We start from the raw sequence: 17,197 nt of genomic DNA on the forward strand, positions 1-17,197 counted from the left end.
GGGGTATGGGAGAGACAGGGGGCGCACTCGTCGGGTGAGCGCGCCCCCTGGTGCGGGCTACTTCGCCGCCACGCCGACGTCGAGGAACGACAGTCCGGTGGTGGGGACGGGCTGGAATCCGACCAGCTCCTGGCTGCTCCATGCGGTCGGCAGCTTGCGGTGGAACAGCGGGTAGAGCACGGCCTGGTCGGAGAGCAGGTCGTAGGCCTCGTCCCAGGTCTTCTGCTGCTCCTCGCCCTCCTGCTGGACGGCGGTGTCGAGGAGCGTGCGCAGCTGGGCGTACTCGGGAGAGTCGGCCCAGTTGGTGCGGGTCTGGGTCCAGACGTTCTCGCCGTACCACCAGTTCATGAGCAGGTCGGGGTCGACGCCGAAGACCGAGGGGTCACCGGGGGCCACGGCCACCGTGTAGTCGCCGGAGTCGACCTTCTCGTACATCGACGCGGACTGCCCGATGTCGAGCGTCGTGTCGATGCCGATCGCGTCGAGGGACTCCTTGATCAGCGGGGCGACCTCCTTGACCCATCCGGTGTCGGTGGTGAGCAGGGTGATGGACAGGTCGGAGACGCCCGCGTCGGCGAGCAGTTCCTTCGCCTTCTCGGGGTCGTAGGTGTAGACCGTGGAGGCCTCGTGGTAGTTCGGGTAGGTCTCGGGCAGGAACGAGGTCGCGGGCGTGGCGTTGCCGAGCATGCCGGTGCCGATGATCTTGTCCATGTCGAGGGCGTAGTGCAGGGCCTGGCGCACGCGGACGTCGTCGAACGGCGCCGCCTTGGTGTTGAACATCATGAACAGCAGGCCGAACGACTGCACGCTGTCGACGTCGGCCGAGGAGGCGAGCGCGTCGACGTCGATGTACGGCACGTCCTCGATCGCCTGCACGGTGCCCGTGGACATCGCGGTGACGCGAGCGGAGGCGTCGGAGAGCAGGTTCCAGTTCATGCCGGCGGCGAGCGCGGGGCGCGGCCCGTTGTAGTCGTCGTAGCGCTCGAAGACGAGCTTGTCCTCGGGAACGGCCGACACCAGCGAGTACGGACCGGAACCGACGGGGTTGGTGGCGAAGCCCTCGGGGTCGGCTTCGACGACCGACTTCGGGACGATCTTGACGACACCGAGGCGGTCGTTGATCAGCGAGAACGGGTAGTCGGTGGTGATCCGCACGGTGTCGTCGTCGACCGCGGTGACGGTGTCGATGAAGTCGACGAACGACAGGAAGAGCGAGTTGTTGTTCGGGTCGAGCACGCGGTCGTAGCTGAAGACCACGTCGTCGGCGGTGACCGGATCGCCGTTCTGGAAGGTGGCGCCTTCGCGGAGGTCGATCTCGTAGGTCGTGTCGTCGATCTTCGTCGGGAGGTCGGCGGCGAGGGCGGGGGCAGACTTCTGGGTGACGGGGTCGAGGTCGACCAGCCCCTCGAAGATGTGCCAGTTCGCCGAGACCGTGACGGCGCCCGACGCGACCATCGGGTCGAAGCTGCCGTTCAGCGTGTACGAGATGCCCGCTTCGATGATGCCGTCGGGGTCGATCTCGCTCGCGGCTGCGCTCTCGTCGGGAGTGCTGGTGGTGCCCGCGCCGCAGCCGGCGAGGGCGACGGACGCGGCGACTGTGCCGGCGACCGCCATCGCGAATCGACCCGCGCGGCGGCGGGTGATGTGTCGGTTCATGTGTGCTCCAGGGTGGTGGGGGGGAACATCTTGAGGACATCTGATGTCTGATGTACTCTAAACACAGGTTCGATCAGATCACAAGAGTGAGATGATCGGAGCGTTTCTGCCAGGCACGAGAGGGAGCCCCATGAAGTCCACCACGAGTAGGGCGTCACGCATGCGGCGCTCGACCACGGCGGATCAGATCAAGCAGCTCATCCTGACCCGGGGGCTCACGCCGGGCGACCCGCTGCCGACCGAGGCGGAGCTCTGCGAGGAGCTCGACGTCTCGCGATCCTCCGTGCGCGAGGCGATCCGCACGCTCTCGACCCTCGACATCGTCGATGTGCGTCACGGCCACGGCACGTATGTCGGACCGATGTCGCTGGACCCGATGGTGGAAGCCCTCGTGTTCCGCGGGGTGCTGTCGCCGGAGGGATCCCTGCAGGCGCTGCGGGAGGTCGTCGAAGTGCGCCTGGCGCTGGATCTGTCGATGGCCGAACGCGTGGTGGCCGCCGCTCAGGACGACCCCGACCCCGAGCTCGACGCCCTGGTGGCCGACATGGTCGCCAAGGCTGAGCGCGGGGAGCACTTCCTCGACGAGGACCGCGCGTTCCACACCCGCCTCTTCGGCGCGATCGGCAACCGCCTGGTCGGTCAGCTGGTCGGCGCCTTCTGGGATGTGCACACGGCCGTGCTCCCCCAGCTGGGCATCCCTCAGCCCGACGACATCCACAAGACGGCGAAGGCGCACGGCGACATGCTCGACGCCGCACGTTCGGGTGATGTCGAACGCTATCGGCAGGCCGTCATCGAGCACTATCAGCCGCTGCAACGTGTGCTCGCGAGCGCGGCGGAGGAATCCCAGGGCTGAGGTCGCCGGCCGGATCCCTCCTCCGACTCGACAGCCGTGCCCCTCCGACTCGATAGAGTTGCCTGCGCACTGCACACCACGAGGGGGATCCGCCCATGTCCGTTGGACTTCTGGCCGTCGTCGACGACATCCTGAGCGCAGCGATGAAGGCGTCGGCCAAGGCGGCCGGCGTCGTGATCGACGACGCCGCGGTGACTCCGCAGTACGTGCAGGGCCTCACGCCCGCGAGGGAGCTGCCCGTCGTCGGCGAGATCGCCCTCGGGTCGCTGGCGAACAAGTTCGTGATCATCATCCCGGCGGCGCTGCTGCTGACCGCGTTCGCTCCGTGGGTGCTGCCGTATCTGCTGATCCTGGGCGGGGCGTACCTGTGCTTCGAGGGCGCCGAGAAGGTGCTCGAGTGGTTCGGCGTGCAGCACGGTCACGCCGACGAGGGAGCGCGCGATGAGAGGAAGCTCGTGCTCGGTGCGGTGCGCACCGACCTGATCCTCTCGACCGAGATCATGCTCATCTCGCTCGCGAGCCTCGAGAAGGGGCTCGACATCTGGGCGACGCTGGCGATCCTCGCCGTGATCGCCCTCCTCATGACGGGTGTCGTCTACGGCGCTGTCGCACTGCTGGTGAAGATCGACGACATCGGTCTGAAGATGGCGAAGAACCCGGTGCAGCGTGTGCGGCACACCGGCACCAGGATCGTGCGCTCGATGCCCGGGGTGTTCCGCTTCATCAGCATCCTCGGCACGGTCGCCATGCTCTGGGTCGGCGGCCATCTCGTGCTGGTGAACCTCGGCGAGGTGGGGTGGCACTTCCCGGTCGATGTGCTGCACGCGGTCGAGGAAGCGCTCCATGGCCTCGGTCCGGTCGTTGTCTGGATCGTGGACACCATCATCTCCGCGATCGCCGGTCTCATCCTGGGGCTGCTCGTCGTCGGGATCGTGCTCGGCATCGCCCGCCTGTTCGGCAAGACCCCCAGCTTCCACGAGGGCGAGGCATCCCCCGCCGACGTCCACGTCTGAGCCCGAGCCCCAGCCCGAGCCCGAGCCCCCGCCCGAGCCCCAGCCCGAGCCCCGGCCCGAGTCGTCGCTATCCGCCGCGCGGGGGATGCGGCCCGCCGTCCGCTCCGGTTTGATCGGAGCATGAGCACCGATCACGCCACGCAGTTGCGTCGGACCCGGCGCCTGATCTCCGCCATCGCCATCGTGGGGATCGGTGCGGCCGCGGTCTGGTTCGTCTTCGCCGCAATCGGCGAGTCCGGTGGCCAGCTCACTGCTGCCAGCGCCACTGCTGCGGGGCTGGGCGCGGCCTGGTCAGCGGGGTTCGCCGCCCTCACCTCCCGACTGAAATCTATCGAGAACGCCCCGACCTCGTCGGGCTGAGTCCACCGGACGAGCGCGACGAAGGTGTCTGCCCGAGGAGACGGCGCACTCACGCCGCGATGTCGTACCGGGCTCTGCCGCCAAGCCTCGGTCTGCGCTCGGGGTCGACGTTCGGCGGCGGAATGAGCCACACCCGCGCCGCGAACCCCCGCCCCTCGATCCTGATCTCCCAGTCGTTGTCGTGGATGCGATGATGACAGCTCTCGCAGAGCAGCACTCCGTTGTCGAGATCGGTCGGTCCGGCATCCCGCTGCCACCAGCGCAGGTGATGCGCCCTGGTGAGTTGCGGGGGCAACCCGCACATCACGCAACCGCCGTCGCGTTCCACGAGCGCGAGTCTCTGGGCGCGGGTGAACAGCCGCTTCTCGCGCCCCCAGTCGAGGATCTCGCCGCCACCGCCGAGCACGACGGGGATGATGCCCCCACCCGCCGCCATCCGACGACATGAGGCGATGCTGACCGGCTCATCGAGGCCGTCGACCGTCGCGAATCCGGTGCCTGCGGTCAGGTCGTCGAGCCCCACGCGGACGACGACGGTCGCACCGGATACCGGAAGCCCGCCGTTGTCGCATCCGCTCGCATGCGCGCAGATCTCGACGAGCGCATCGGCCTGGATCATCGCGACCGTGCGACGGTCGGCATCAGGCGCCGCGGGGTCGAGCACGTGCGCCCGCGCCTGGAACGTGGCCGTCACGTACGCCTGGATCGCCGCCTTCACGGGAGCGCCGGACGCGATGTCGGTCTGCAGGGTCAGATGCAGCGACCCGTCGCGCTCGAACATCGTCAGCGAGCGCCGCGACCGGGCCTCATCTTCGCGCGGAGCCACACCGTCGGGATCGAGCCAGGCCTCGGCGTGCACGACGAGCTTGCGCACGTCATCGAGCGACAGCCCTGCCGCACGTTCGACGAGCAGTCGCTCGGCATCGACGATCCGCTCGATCCCGGCCTTCACGCGCGCCCGGTCGAGCAGGGCCACGATCAGCGCCGCGGCCGCCGCACTGAGCTCGCCGGCGCCGATCGCCCGCTGCACCTCGGGGTACCGCGGGGGCAGCTTCTCGCCGATGAGGTTCGCCCGCGGCGCGGTCGCCTCCCCCATCTTGACGAGCCGCACCGCGTCGCCCGTCGATCCGCCGGTCGTGGCGGCGATCATGGTCGCCGGGTTGCGGAATCCCTGCTGCTTCGCGAGACCCGCAGGCCCCAGTTCCGGACGCGATTCCCGCGCGATGCCCGCCGCGATCTCGGCATGGATGCCGTCGAGCCGACGCTGTACCAGTCCCATCGCCCGGTGCGCATCGAGCAGCTGCGCGCGGCTCAGATCGGCCGCGTTCGTCGCATCGCCCCACGCGTCTTCGAGGTACGTCATCGCCTCGAGGAGCGGGTTCAGATGCGGGTTCGCCATACCTCCATCTTAGAAGATATGTTCGAATCTCAGGAAGGCCTGTGGATAACTCCGCGCCTCGTCATTGCCGTAGTCTCATCGCCATGTCCGCGTCCCCGAAGCTGCGCAGCACGAAGCGCGATGCCGACCGCTGGTTCCGTGAACAGGGCCTTCCGACGTTCGTTCCGCTACGCCGCTGGTTCACCGACCTCCCCCGCCGTGTCGCACCGTTGATCGCGTGGGTCGCGGTGGCCGCGTACCTCTTCCAGGACGGGATCGAGGTCGTCTTCGACTTCGCTCTCGACGACGACTCCACGGAATGGGAGATCCTGCTCGTCCTCCTCGCCGTGGTGATCTTCCTGCTCGCGATCGGGCTCGCGTGGGCCGCCTACTACCTCGTGCGCGCCCTGCTGCGTCGCCTCCCGGTGGGCATCGGCACCGCGGTCGCGCTCGTGCTGATCGCCGCGTGCCTCGCCTTCACGATCGTCTACGGATACAGCGCCCAGCCCGACGCGACCGTCGGCCCGGTCCTCCGCACGATCCTGGTGCTCGGCCTCTGCATCCTGGTGACCGGCATGGGCGGCGGCGCAATGATCTCCTGGGCCTCGCGCCTCGCGGTGCGCAACGCCTCGGCGATCGGTCACATGGCATCGATCGCCCTCCCGGTGATCCTGATGCTCGTCGTGTTCTCGTTCTTCTCCGCCGAGGTCTGGCAGATGGCATCCGCCCTCTCCTGGGGATCGATCGCCCTGCTCGGCCTGGTCGTCGCGGTGCTCGCGGGGATCGTCGTGCTGCGAGTCAGCGCCTCCGAGATCGACGACGACGCTCAGGCACCGAGTCCCGAGCAGCGAGCCGCCCTGCTCGTCGGCACGCCCGCCGAAGGCCGCCCCGTCACCTCCGGCGCTCCGGGGCGACTGCGCGCACCGCAGCGCATCAACATCCTGCTCGCGATGACCGTCGCGCAGCTGGTGCAGGCCCTGTTCTTCGCCGGGCTCCTCGCGGCGCTGCTGATCGTGATCGGAGGCATCGCCGTCCCCACGGGCGTCGTCGGCATCTGGCTCGGTCCCGGCAGCGCCGCACAGCCGCTCGCGGTGCAGCCCCTGGAGTTCTTCGGGGCGAAGCTGCCGCTCACCGTCAACCTGCTCAAGGCGGCCACCCTGCTCTCGGTGATCGCCGCCCTCCCCTTCGTGTTCTCCGCGGTGAGCGAGGCCCGCTATCGTGAGCGATTCTTCGACCCGATCATGGCCGACATGCGGCGTGCGATCCTCGTGCGCGAAGCCGTGAGCACGACGACTGCGCGCTGAGCTCTGTGACTGTTCGGTCGCAGCACGCCCGGACGGCGTCCAGCGAGGATGTCAGCTGCGGAGGTTCTCCGCGGGGCGCAGACGCGCGGCGCGGATCGAGGCCAGTCCGCCTCCCCCGGCACCGACGATCAGGCCGACAGCGATGGCGATCGGAAGCAGCACGATGTCGAACACGGGGGCCCATCGTTGGCTCACGGTGACGACGAGGATTGCCGCCATACCGAGTACCAGGCCCGCGGCCCCTCCGACGACACCGACGATTGCGGATTCCAGAGTGATGAGTTCTCCGATCTGCCGGTCTCGTGCTCCGAGCGCTTTGCGCATGCCGATCTCGCCGCGGCGCGCATTGACAGCGAGGAGCGTGGCGTTCATGAGTGCGGCGATCGCGACGATCAGCGCCAGCAGCGTGAACGCGGTGAGGGTGGCTTGCACGCCCTGTTCGACCTGCCCCCTCAGCTGTGCGGAATCGGTCGGCGCAACGACGACGATCCGCTCCGGCTCGAACGGGTTCAACGCCGAAGGCAATTGCTTGGCGACCTGCTGCGCTGCGCCGGAGGACGTCACGGCCAGCATCGTCACGTCTACGGCCCCCTTTGCTGTGAGGCCGTCGCGGGGTCCCACGACCACCTCGCCGCGGAGCAGGGGGAGGCGCGCGGACGTGGTGATGATGCCAGCGACGACATATATGACGCCATCAACCGAGATCGTGGGAGCGCCATCAATGCTGCTGAGCCGCATGTCCTTCGCGAGAAGATCTCCGATGTAGGCCTCGCCGCCCGCTAGGGGTCCCGCATGCCACGGTGCCTCGTCGACCGTGAGACGCGCAGCACCGACGATATCTCCGATGGCGACGTGCGGCCGGATCTGGCGTGCCTCCGCGAACGTCGAGACCGTGCTGACGTTGAGATCGATGACGACCGCAGCCGCATCCACTCCGCTGAGTCGCTCGATCGCCTGCGGAACCTCCTCGGGCGGAAGCGAGTTCTTGGCCCCCGTCGACCACGTCGCCGAGACCTCACGATTCAGGTGGGCATCGAATGTGGCGGATACCTGCGCTCGCGCCGATGCCGCAAGCCCGAGAGTGGTGATCGTCAACGCCACGGCGATGGCGACGGCGAGCCCCTGTCCGATCGATTGATACCTTCTCGACGTCACGGATGCCCAGGCGTCGCGAAGCATGTCGGCGAACCGGATGCGCCCGGTGAGCCGCACCCGCTCATCTTCTCTCGTGCGGGACGTGCGGGCATCATTCGAAGGAGAAGCCGGCGGCCCGTCCGCAGGGGCTTTCGATGCCGTACTCGCTCCGCTGCCGGACTGTCGCTCGTCGGACACGATCGCACCGTCGGCGATGTGGACCACACGACGCGCCCGTGCCGCGACCTCGGCCGAATGAGTGACGACGACGACCGTCGCCCCATCGCGATTGATACGTTCGAGCTCATCGAGAACCCGAGCGGCGTTGACCGAGTCGAGGTTGCCGGTCGGCTCGTCGGCGAGAATCAGCTTCGCATCCCCGGCGATCGCACGGGCGATGGCGATGCGTTGACGCTGCCCGCCCGACAGTGTCGAGGTGCTTTGGAAGGCGCGGTCTGCGAGGCCGACAGAGTCGATGGCGCCGAGAACGCTCTCACGCCGCTCCACACGGGGCACGCCCCGGTAGAGCAGGTTCAACTCGACACTGTCGATGGCCGGCCTGGCCTCGAGAAGGTGGAAGGCCTGGAACACGAATCCGATCTTCCGTGCGCGCACGCTCGCCGCGCGGCGACCGTCGCCGGCACGAGCTTCCTCGCCGTCGAGAACATAACTACCCGCCGTCGGGTCGTCGAGAAGCCCCAGGATGTTCATCAGCGTCGTCTTGCCACCGCCCGATGGCCCGACGATCGCAACGAACTCCCCCTGGTCGATTTCCAGGTCGATGCCGCGAAGCGCATCGACCTCGGGCCGACCCGCCGAGGAGTACGTCCGACGCACTCCCCGCAACTGAATCAGCGACACGTCAACCGACTCGAACCAGTTCGCCGGCCTTCAGGGCACCTTCGTCGCGCGGCTCGACGGCTACCTCGCCCTGCAGTGTGCCCAGGACTGTGACCGGCACCTCGAGGAGCGTTCCGTCGGCGTGCTGCTTCGTCAGAACGTTCTTGTCAGGCCCTCGGTCCGACACGGCGAGAACCGGGACGATCAGCGCGTCCTCGGCCACGATCTGCTTGATCACCGCCACCCGCGCCCGCCCCGACGACCCCGGCAGCGCTGTTTTCGGAACCACGGCGAAAGTGACCTCGGGTGCGGCCTGTTCCGCATCACCGTTCGAGCCCGATCCCTCTGAGTCTTCGGCCGAGTCAGAGGGGCGGATGTCTCCCACGATGCCCTCGACCTCAGTGCCACCGATCGAGATCACCGCCGCGTCTCCTGCGACCACATCCCCGAGATCGGTGACGGGAACCGTGATCGTGACCACCAGATCCGCCGACCCGAGGATGAAGTCCGGCACACCCTCCGCCGCCAAACGCTGCCCGACCTGAACACCTTTCACGACCTGCGCGGACGCAGAAGGCATCGCCAGAATTTCGGCGACAGGAACATACCCCTCGGCAGCCGGCGCCTTCTCGCTCGGATCTGCCGCCTTCTCGCCCCCCTCCGGGCTCGTCTTCTCCGCCGCGGCACTGCGAGTGGGGGCCTCATAGCCATTGTCCTGATACCAGCGCTTCACCGCCGCAGCCGTCTCGCCTCCGAACCGCCCATCGGCGTTGAGCTGGTACGACCGCGCCACGAGTGCAGCCTGTAATGCCTCGACATCCGGGCCACGATCCCCGACGCCCATGTCGCGGTAGAAGGAGAAGGCCGACTGCACACCGAAGAGAGGGCGCCCGTTGACCTCGGTGAGAACCTGCCCCGAAGAAGCGGTCGCACCCGTCGCCAGTGGGCGTCCGGTGACGACGGTGAGCGACGCTTCCGCGACAGGGAGCACCGTCACCGGAGTCTGCGTCGACGGGCCCGCCTGCCCGGTGAAGCCGACCTCGCCAGCCAGCGCCCCCTGCGTGACCTCTGCGAAGACCGGCCCGGGGGCGGGCGCCTTGGCGTTGGCCTCCTGCTGCGCCGACGACTGGAACTGCGCCGCAAACCAAAACCCGGCACCGATCAGCGCCACAATCAGCACCACGGCGATCACGACGATCCAGCGTGACCGTCTCGCCGTCTCCGGCACACCTACTTCATCCATCGGACTCTCATCACTCACTGATCGGCCAAGGCTCGTTACCGAGCCAACTCTCGCGCCGCCTCTCTAGGGCGCGGCTGGCGCGTTCTCCGCCACGATCGTCAACAGCTTCTTCTTCCGTTCGATCGCGTCCGCACGGATCCGATCGAGCTTGTCCCTGTTCTCCGCGACGAGCTTCTCCTGCTCCTCCCAATTCCGCTCATACCAGAGCGAGGCCCACCCACTCGACTCCTGGCACTCCGCATCAGCAACAGCCGCAGCAAGCTCCTCCGCCGAAGGCGCGGACGACGACCCGGTCACCGCACCCCACACCTCTGCCACCTCATAAGGAGCTCCTTCCCAAGGTTGCTCTTGAGTCACCGCGTAATCCACCCGTGGGGTCAGACACTCCCGCCAGGCTTTCACCGCCTTGACCACATCCGGATCCTGCTCCACGATGTCCCAAGCCTGGGCGGATAGCTCAGCGTTGTAGTTCAGCCCGTCGGCGGTGGATGCGAAGTCCTTGTCTTTCGCGCGGATCTTGTCAGTGCAGGCCACGAGCGCGTCATCCAGTTCCTGATTCGGAAAGTACGAATCCACTGTCTCTGTGTATGTCAACCACAGCTCAGCGCTCTCCGGATCATCCAGCCGCGCGAAATGGTAACCCCACTTCTTTGCCAGTTCCAGATTGAACAGCCGCAGACCTACCCGGTTGAAGTCTTCCGCACGGGGGAAGTCGGTATCCTGCCACGGCACCGGCCACTCATACCCCTGCGCACCCAGACAATCCGAGATCAACAACTGCTCCGCATAGTTGTCCAGGTCCGGGGAATACACGACGAACTCATCAAGAGGCATCTTCCAAGCCGCTTGATTCCTCACCCCCGCATCCGTCTCACTGTCGGACGCGGTACACCCCACCAGACCCCCGGCAACCGTGACCGCAAGGACGGTCGCCATGACCAGGCGGCCACCTACGCGCGGAGAAGTCACCGGCATAGAGCCGAACCAACGCTACTGAGGGTGCCGCTGAAGTATCCCGACTCGATCTCGTCGTTGTAGCTACCCACATTGCCGAAGCCCTGCCCCCGGAGGATAAGGAGGCCCTTCCCTCCTGTCTGGTTCTGTCCTTTGTAGAGGTAGGAGTTCTGGGAGCGCCCGTTGTTGAAGGTGGAGGAGATGACGTCGCCGTAGGACCTCCAGCCGATGGCCATGACATCCACGCAGTTCGCGAACTTGTGCGTGGACGGCTGCTGCCATGCGTCGTTGGTGTAGTTGTAACCCGAGTAACTGCACGTGTACCCGGATGGGCAATCACTCGGCGCGGCTGCGGCAGGGCCCGCCAAGGCGAGAACTCCCACCCCGGACAGGACGAGTGCGATCAGCGCGCTGGCCGCTCTTGTGCGCCAGGTTGCGCGACGCGCGTGTTCCAAAGACATGAGATCCTCCGATGCACCCGCCTACTAAAACAATACGTTCTACACAGTAGACATGGTTCGTGTGCGCGTCTGTAGGCCGTTCGGGGGACAAGCGCGGTGCCCGCACGTCGCCCCCGTAACTGTTCGGCCGCAGCACGCCCAGCGCCCGTTCCTCCTGCTAGCGTCGGCGATGCGCACCCGAAGCGCCGAAGAAGGATGCGCACCCGAAGCGCAGAAGAAGAGAGAACGCCCGCCGATGACAACCGTGCGAATCAGGGACGCCGAGACCGCCGATCTCGAGACCATCACCGCGATCCACAACCATGCCGTGCTGCACACCACCGCGATCTGGAACGAAGAGGCGGTCGACCTCGCCGACCGCGTCGCCTGGCTCGCCGATCGCACCGCCCGCGGCTACCCAGTCATCGTCGCCGTCGACGACACGGGGGTGCTGGGCTACGCGTCGTACGCGCAATGGCGTCCGCACAGCGGCTATCGCCACACGGTCGAGCACTCGGTCTACGTCCTCGACGGCCAGCACGGTCGCGGCATCGGCACCGCCCTCATGTCGGCGCTCGTCGATCGTGCGCGGGACGCGGGGATGCACGTGATGATCGCCGGGATCGAAAGCGGGAACGCCGCCTCCATCGCCCTGCACGAGCGCCTGGGCTTCGTCGAGGTCGGACGCATGCCGCAGGTCGGTGCCAAGTTCGGACGCTGGCTCGACCTGAGCATGCTGCAGCGGGTGCTCGACGACCGCCCCGAACCCGACGCCGGATCCCGACCATGAACCTGCTGCAGTGGTTCGTCGACGCCTTCAACTCGCAGTGGATGCTGCCCGGCGGGCAGACACTCCTGGTGCGGGAGGTCGTGGGCAACGCGTTCGGTCTCGCCAGCGCGCTCGGCGGCATGCGACGCAAGGTGTGGGCATGGCCGGTCGGCATCATCGGCAACCTGCTGCTGCTCACCGTCTTCCTCGGCTCCGCTCTCAGCCCCGATCCGTCACTGCCGCACCTGCTCGGCCAGGCCGGGCGGCAGATCATGTTCATCGCGGTCGCCATCTACGGATGGGTGCGCTGGCGGAACCTCGACGGCGGACGCGTGGTCCCGCGCTGGGCGCCGACGAGCGCCCGCATCGGCATGGTGCTGGTGATGGTCGTCGGCACGGTCGCCCTGACCCCGCTGTTCCGCCTGCTGGGATCGTGGGAGCCGGTGTGGGCCGACGCCTGGACGTTCGTCGGCTCGCTGCTGGCCACCTACGGCATGGCGAAGGGCTGGACCGAGTTCTGGCTGGTCTGGATCGCTGTCGACGTCGTCGGGGTGCCGCTGCTGTTCAGCTCCGGCTACTACGCCACCGGCTTCATGTACGTCTTCTACGGCGTCTTCACCGCGATCGGCTTCGTGATCTGGTGGCGGGCGCAGCGCACCGCCGCGCATCCGATCGAGATCCTGCCGCCCGACCCGAGCCCGCGACGGCCGGAGGAGGAAGAGCTCGCCTGAGCTCCCCTCCCCCCGGGCATCCCCCTCCGCCTCGATGTCGCCCCTCCTCGACACGAGGCCGTCTTCAGCGCCGGCGCTTCGCCGTGCGCGTCGTCTTCGCTGTCAGCGCCATGGCGTCGGCTGCCCACGCTGTGAGTCGTTCGAGCGGGCCCTTGCCGACCGTGCGCGTCCAGATGAGCGCGCCGGCCATCATGAGCAGTGAGAGCGCGATCCACGGCAGCACCGGGTTGGGCAGCCAGGTCGCCGCCCCCGCCAGGATGAGGATCGCCTGGACGACGTAGCCGGTGAGCGGAACCGCGCCGTAGGCCGCCAGCGGGAGAACGGCCCACCGCGCATAACGGGTCACCAGCAGGCACAGGCCGAGGACGGCCACCGCGAAGCCGCCGGATGCCAGCACCTCCAGCACGCCGCCGGAGTGGGCCGAGACGCTGATGACCGCTTCGAGCATCTTCGCGGGCGGGTCCTCCGAAGCCACGCGATCGATGTACGACTGCCCCTCTTCGATGCCGCCGCCGTCGTCCGTGAACAGCGAGGCCTTCTCCGGCGGGAAGCAGACGACGACGCCGTCACTGGTCTGGCACGCCAGTCCGGAGACGTCGACCTCGTCCCCGGGGATCATGCCCATCGAACCCGAACCCGAACCCGAACCGGACGTGGAGCTCGACGACGCGACTTCCTGCGGCGGCGACGTGAGGAGCGCACCCAGCGCGTAACCGCCGATCGCGATCAGTCCTCCGCAGACGAGCATGACGACTGCCGTCTTCACCCGGGTCAGGTCGAGGCGTCCGATCACGAGACCAGCGCAGAGCAGCGCAGCCCAGACCGTGATCGGGTAGGTGCCGAACAGCACCAGCGACAGCCCCGGGCCGCCCAGATCCGGCGAGAGCGTGCCGATCAGGGCGAGCAGCGGCGGACCGAGGATGCCGAGTGCCGCCCCCGCGATCACCAGCACTCTGGTGCGCAGGTGCACCGTGAACGCCGCCAGGATGTACAGCACGCCGTAGAGCGTGAGGATCACGGCGATTCCCGAGCCCAGCAGCTCGACCACGAGCCCGATCACGAAGATCGCCGCCCCGCGACCGACCAGGCGCAACCGGATCTTCCGGAGCTCGTCCGGTGACGCGGTACCGGCACCGCCCGTCATCAGCGCGAGCGAGACCCCGGCCAGCAGGGCGAACAGGATCGAGGAGCGACCGTTGACGATGTCCAGCCATGTCGACGGGTCGGTCAGGGTCAGGTCGGGACCGCTCGCGACCATCAGATGTGCGCCGAACATCCCCACCAGGGCGAGTCCGCGCGCGACGTCGACGCCGACGATGCGGCGCCGACGTGTGGAGGCGCCTCCGCCGCGGCGTGGGCCGTCGCCGGAGTCGGCCGCGGAGGCGTCGGCCGTCGGCGCGGCGGAAGACGGGATGATGTGGGGCGTGCTCACGTGGGACCTCTCGAGGAATCGGCGGAGACCTCAAGCTCAGCACGCACCTCCGAGGGCGCGCATCCACCCTCAGTACCGCTTCGATCCGTCGAGCGGATGAGCGTCGACGCCGCGCGCTTCCCGCCGGGCGTCAGTGCTGCACGCGCGCCAGGAACTCCGCGGTGGCCGCCTGCTGCGGGGCATCGAACACCTGGGAGGGCGGTCCCTGCTCGACGACGACACCGTGCTCGAGGAACACGATGCGGTCGGCGACCTCACGCGCGAACGACATCTCGTGGGTCGCCATCACGATCGTGGCGCCCTGCTGCTTCAGCTGTCGCACCAGATCGAGCACCTCGCCCACCAGCTGCGGGTCGAGGGCGCTGGTGATCTCGTCGAGCAGCAGCACCTCGGGCTGCGTGAGCACCGCGCGCACGATCGCCACGCGCTGCTGCTGCCCGCCGGAGAGCCGGTCGGGGTACTCGTCGGCCTTGGCGCCGAGGCCGAGCGTGTCGAGCAACGCGCGTGCCTGGGCGCGCGCCTCCGTCTTGCGCATGCCGTGCACGCGCACGGCGGCGAGCGTGACGTTGTCGAGCACGGTCAGGTGCGGGAACAGGTTGAAGTGCTGGAACACGACCCCGATCCGGGCCCGCACCGCGTCGGCGTCCACCCGCGGGTCGGTGATGTCCTCGCCGGAGAGGAAGATCTGCCCGTCGTCGATGCCCTCGATGAGGTTCATGGTCTTGAGGAGGGTCGACTTGCCCGAGCCGGACGCGCCGATCAGCACGACCACCTCGTGCGTGCCGACCGCGAGGTCGATGCCGCGCAGCACGTCATGATCGCCGAAGCGCTTGCGCACACCCCTGGCCTCGATCACGGGCACGCTCATACGACTCCTCCGGCCTGCTCGCGCTTGTTCAGACGCGCGGTGACGACATCGGTCAGGCGGATCATCGGCCAGCTGAGCACGATGAACATGAGGCCGGCGACGACGTACGGTGTGAAGTTGTAGGTCTCGGCGACCATCAGCTGTGCCGCACGGACCGCATCGACGGCGCCGAGCACCGAGATCAGCCCCACGTCCTTCTGCATCGAGACGAAGTCGTTCATGAGGGCGGGGACGACCTTGCGCACGCCCTGCGGGATCACGACGATCCGGAGCGTCTGCCCGTGGGTCAGCCCGAGCGACCGCGCGGCGATGCGCTGCGAGGGATGCACGGCCTCCATGCCTGCACGGAGCACCTCGGCGACATAGGCGGAGTAGGTGAGGACCAGCGCGATCGTGCCCCAGAACATCGGGGGCATGCGCGGGAAGATCATCAGCGCGGGGATGCCGAACCCCACGAGGTACAGCACGATCAGCAGCGGGATGCCACGGAAGAAGTCGGTGTAGGCCGCGGCGATCGCGCGCAGAGGGAAGAACACCGGGCCGCGCAGCGAGCGCATGGTAGCCAGGAGCGTGCCGAGGATCGCGACGCACACCACGGCGATGACGAGCACCAGGAGGTTGACGAGCAGTCCCTGGAAGATCGGACCGATGCTCTCCAGCGCGACCTGCGGATCGAAGAACGTCTGGCTGACGATCGCCCAGCCGGGGGTGTTGACGACGACGACGACGAGCACCGCCAACAGGGCGATGCTGCTGCCGAACGCGATCAGGATGGATCGGGTGGTCGCCCGACGCCGCAGAGCGCGGCGTGACAGCTCGAGTTCGCTCGGCTGCCACTCCGCGTCGACGGAGGTCGAGGTCATTTCAGGACGGGGACGTCGACCGCGTCGCTGAGCCACTTCTGCTGCAGCTCGTCGAGCGTGCCATCGTCACGCAGGGCGTCGACGGCCTTGGTGACGTCGGCCGTGAGCGCGGAGCCCTTGGGAAGGACGATGCCGAAGTCGTCGCCGCCGTTCGCGTCGGCGAACTGACCGGTCACCACGCCGTCGTCGAGCTGGGCACCGACGACGTAGAAGGCGCCGGGGAGGTCGGTGATCATGGCGTCGATCTGCCCGCCCTTGAGCGCGAGCACCACGTCGTCGACCGAGTTGAAGACGTTGAGGTTCGCTTCGCCGAGCTGGGCCTTGGCGACCGTGTAGCTGGTGGTCCCGCTGGCCACGCCGACCTTGGTGGCCTTGAGCTCGTCGATCGTGGTCGCCGATGCCGCGGGCGAGCCGCCGACCGCGACGACGGCCTGCGTGGTCGTGTAGTACGGCGACGAGAAGTCGACGGCCTTCTTGCGGTCATCCGTGATGGAGAACTGCTGCAGGTTGATGTCCCAGTCCTTGGGGCCCGGTGCGATGGCGCCGTCGAAGGTGGTGCGCACCCAGACGATGTCGTCGGCCGTGTAGCCGAGCTGCTCGGCGACGGCGTTGGCGACCGCGCCCTCGAAGCCCTCACCGTTGGAGGGGTCGTCGTCGACGAACCACGGCTCGTAGTTGGGCTCGCCGGTCGCGATCGTGAGCTTGCCCTCGGTCACGGTCGGAAGGCCCGAGCCGTCTCCGCTGCCGGAGCCCGTGGACGGCGAGCTGCAGGCGGAGAGGGTGAGGGCGATGGCGGCGGCAGCAGCGGCGACGGCTGCAGCGCGGCGGAGGGCGGGAGCGAAGGGCACGATGACTCCAGGGCGAGGAAGGGTATGGAGAAGACGGCGAGGCAGGACGGGTCTGCTTCTGCAGACACGGTCTGCCTCTACAGAGTAGGCGATGCGGCGAGTCGCCAATCGGCGAAGTCGAAACCTGGGGACACGAAGCACGACACCAGCACCTCGTCGGCGTCGAGCGGCCTCGCGGCCTGCCAGACGCCGGCCGGCACACGCACCTGCGCCGCCTCTCCGGGGCCGAGCACGATCGCCGTCGCCTCGCCCGGTTCCGCACCGTCTCCGCCGAGGCGGAGTTCGAGTCGGCCGGGCCCGTGCCACAGCCACAACTCGTCGCTGGTCACGACGTGCCATTCGCTCTTCTCCGATGGCAGGAGGAGGTAGTGGATGCAGGTGGCCGCCGGCCGCTGACCGTTCGGCGTCTCGACGGGAAGCGGGCTCGTCCAGGTGCGGCGGAACCAGCCGCCTTCCGGATGCGGGGCGAGGTCGAGCCGCTCGGCGGTCGCGGGGCGCTGCGTCATGA

At 68.1% G+C, this 17,197-nt stretch carries 17 protein-coding genes; 6 read left to right on the forward strand and 11 right to left on the reverse strand.

Going from position 1 to position 17,197, the window contains the following annotated elements; translation table 11 throughout:
• Window positions 1-57: 57 nt before the first annotated feature.
• Window positions 58-1,656 carry an ABC transporter substrate-binding protein gene (locus tag MicroSTF_RS11120; RefSeq protein WP_021199490.1) on the reverse strand — a complete coding sequence of 533 codons (1,599 nt, stop codon included), beginning with the start codon at window positions 1,654-1,656 and terminating at the stop codon, window positions 58-60.
• A 130-nt stretch (window positions 1,657-1,786) separates the two neighbouring features.
• On the opposite strand from MicroSTF_RS11120, the gene MicroSTF_RS11125 reads away from it, so the two are divergent.
• The 3 genes from MicroSTF_RS11125 (at window position 1,787) to MicroSTF_RS11135 (ending at window position 3,885) form a co-directional block, all read left to right on the forward strand.
• Complete coding sequence (locus tag MicroSTF_RS11125) at window positions 1,787-2,512, forward strand: FadR/GntR family transcriptional regulator (RefSeq protein WP_029260695.1); 726 nt, start codon at window positions 1,787-1,789, stop codon at window positions 2,510-2,512.
• 95 nt (window positions 2,513-2,607) lie between these two features.
• Window positions 2,608-3,525 carry a DUF808 domain-containing protein gene (locus MicroSTF_RS11130; RefSeq protein WP_322955603.1) on the forward strand — a complete coding sequence of 306 codons (918 nt, stop codon included), beginning with the start codon at window positions 2,608-2,610 and terminating at the stop codon, window positions 3,523-3,525.
• Window positions 3,526-3,645: 120 nt separating this feature from the next.
• The gene (locus tag MicroSTF_RS11135; RefSeq protein WP_029260697.1) at window positions 3,646-3,885 is read left to right on the forward strand and encodes a hypothetical protein; all 240 of its coding nucleotides are present in this window, start codon (window positions 3,646-3,648) and stop codon (window positions 3,883-3,885) included.
• A 49-nt stretch (window positions 3,886-3,934) separates the two neighbouring features.
• Here the strand turns inward: MicroSTF_RS11135 and MicroSTF_RS11140 are convergent, their stop codons facing one another.
• Window positions 3,935-5,284, reverse strand: coding sequence for an HNH endonuclease (locus MicroSTF_RS11140; RefSeq protein ID WP_322955606.1), 1,350 nt, complete (start codon window positions 5,282-5,284; stop codon window positions 3,935-3,937).
• 83 nt (window positions 5,285-5,367) lie between these two features.
• Here MicroSTF_RS11140 and MicroSTF_RS11145 point away from each other — a divergent pair, with 83 nt between their 5' ends.
• Window positions 5,368-6,567 carry a hypothetical protein gene (locus MicroSTF_RS11145; protein ID WP_029260699.1) on the forward strand — a complete coding sequence of 400 codons (1,200 nt, stop codon included), beginning with the start codon at window positions 5,368-5,370 and terminating at the stop codon, window positions 6,565-6,567.
• 51 nt (window positions 6,568-6,618) lie between these two features.
• Here the strand turns inward: MicroSTF_RS11145 and MicroSTF_RS11150 are convergent, their stop codons facing one another.
• The 4 genes from MicroSTF_RS11150 to MicroSTF_RS11165 form a co-directional block, all read right to left on the reverse strand.
• Complete coding sequence (locus MicroSTF_RS11150; RefSeq protein ID WP_036271968.1) at window positions 6,619-8,562, reverse strand: ATP-binding cassette domain-containing protein; 1,944 nt, start codon at window positions 8,560-8,562, stop codon at window positions 6,619-6,621.
• 1 nt (window position 8,563) lies between these two features.
• The gene (locus MicroSTF_RS11155) at window positions 8,564-9,784 is read right to left on the reverse strand and encodes a peptidoglycan-binding domain-containing protein (protein WP_315068606.1); all 1,221 of its coding nucleotides are present in this window, start codon (window positions 9,782-9,784) and stop codon (window positions 8,564-8,566) included.
• 63 nt (window positions 9,785-9,847) lie between these two features.
• Entirely contained in the window at window positions 9,848-10,720 is an 873-nt protein-coding gene (locus MicroSTF_RS11160; protein WP_036331805.1) for a hypothetical protein, read from the reverse strand.
• A 29-nt stretch (window positions 10,721-10,749) separates the two neighbouring features.
• Entirely contained in the window at window positions 10,750-11,199 is a 450-nt protein-coding gene (locus MicroSTF_RS11165; protein WP_029260703.1) for a peptidase inhibitor family I36 protein, read from the reverse strand.
• A 235-nt stretch (window positions 11,200-11,434) separates the two neighbouring features.
• Between MicroSTF_RS11165 and MicroSTF_RS11170 the strand changes: the two genes are divergently transcribed.
• Together MicroSTF_RS11170 and pnuC are read left to right on the forward strand one after the other, a co-directional pair.
• Complete coding sequence (locus MicroSTF_RS11170) at window positions 11,435-11,968, forward strand: GNAT family N-acetyltransferase (RefSeq protein WP_315068611.1); 534 nt, start codon at window positions 11,435-11,437, stop codon at window positions 11,966-11,968.
• Window positions 11,965-12,678 carry a nicotinamide riboside transporter PnuC gene (gene pnuC, locus MicroSTF_RS11175; RefSeq protein WP_029260705.1) on the forward strand — a complete coding sequence of 238 codons (714 nt, stop codon included), beginning with the start codon at window positions 11,965-11,967 and terminating at the stop codon, window positions 12,676-12,678. The genes MicroSTF_RS11170 and pnuC overlap by 4 nt, the downstream gene beginning before the upstream one ends.
• Window positions 12,679-12,742: 64 nt before the next feature.
• Here pnuC and MicroSTF_RS11180 read toward each other — a convergent pair whose 3' ends face one another.
• The 5 genes from MicroSTF_RS11180 to MicroSTF_RS11200 form a co-directional block, all read right to left on the reverse strand.
• Complete coding sequence (locus MicroSTF_RS11180; RefSeq protein ID WP_051671237.1) at window positions 12,743-14,110, reverse strand: heparan-alpha-glucosaminide N-acetyltransferase domain-containing protein; 1,368 nt, start codon at window positions 14,108-14,110, stop codon at window positions 12,743-12,745.
• A gap of 130 nt (window positions 14,111-14,240) precedes the next feature.
• Window positions 14,241-14,978: an amino acid ABC transporter ATP-binding protein gene (locus MicroSTF_RS11185; protein ID WP_021199478.1), complete on the reverse strand. Its 738-nt coding sequence runs from the start codon at window positions 14,976-14,978 to the stop codon at window positions 14,241-14,243.
• Window positions 14,975-15,841 carry an amino acid ABC transporter permease gene (locus MicroSTF_RS11190; RefSeq protein ID WP_029260707.1) on the reverse strand — a complete coding sequence of 289 codons (867 nt, stop codon included), beginning with the start codon at window positions 15,839-15,841 and terminating at the stop codon, window positions 14,975-14,977. The genes MicroSTF_RS11185 and MicroSTF_RS11190 overlap by 4 nt, the downstream gene beginning before the upstream one ends.
• Window positions 15,838-16,689 (reverse strand): ABC transporter substrate-binding protein, encoded by an 852-nt coding sequence (locus tag MicroSTF_RS11195; protein WP_029260708.1) that lies wholly within the window; start codon window positions 16,687-16,689, stop codon window positions 15,838-15,840. The genes MicroSTF_RS11190 and MicroSTF_RS11195 overlap by 4 nt, the downstream gene beginning before the upstream one ends.
• 77 nt (window positions 16,690-16,766) lie before the next feature.
• Window positions 16,767-17,195, reverse strand: coding sequence for a cupin domain-containing protein (locus MicroSTF_RS11200; RefSeq protein ID WP_029267957.1), 429 nt, complete (start codon window positions 17,193-17,195; stop codon window positions 16,767-16,769).
• Between the last annotated feature and the right edge of the window lie 2 nt (window positions 17,196-17,197).

It is taken from the genome of Microbacterium sp. STF-2 (genome assembly GCF_034650155.1).
Classification (GTDB): Bacteria; Actinomycetota; Actinomycetes; order Actinomycetales; family Microbacteriaceae; genus Microbacterium; species Microbacterium maritypicum_A.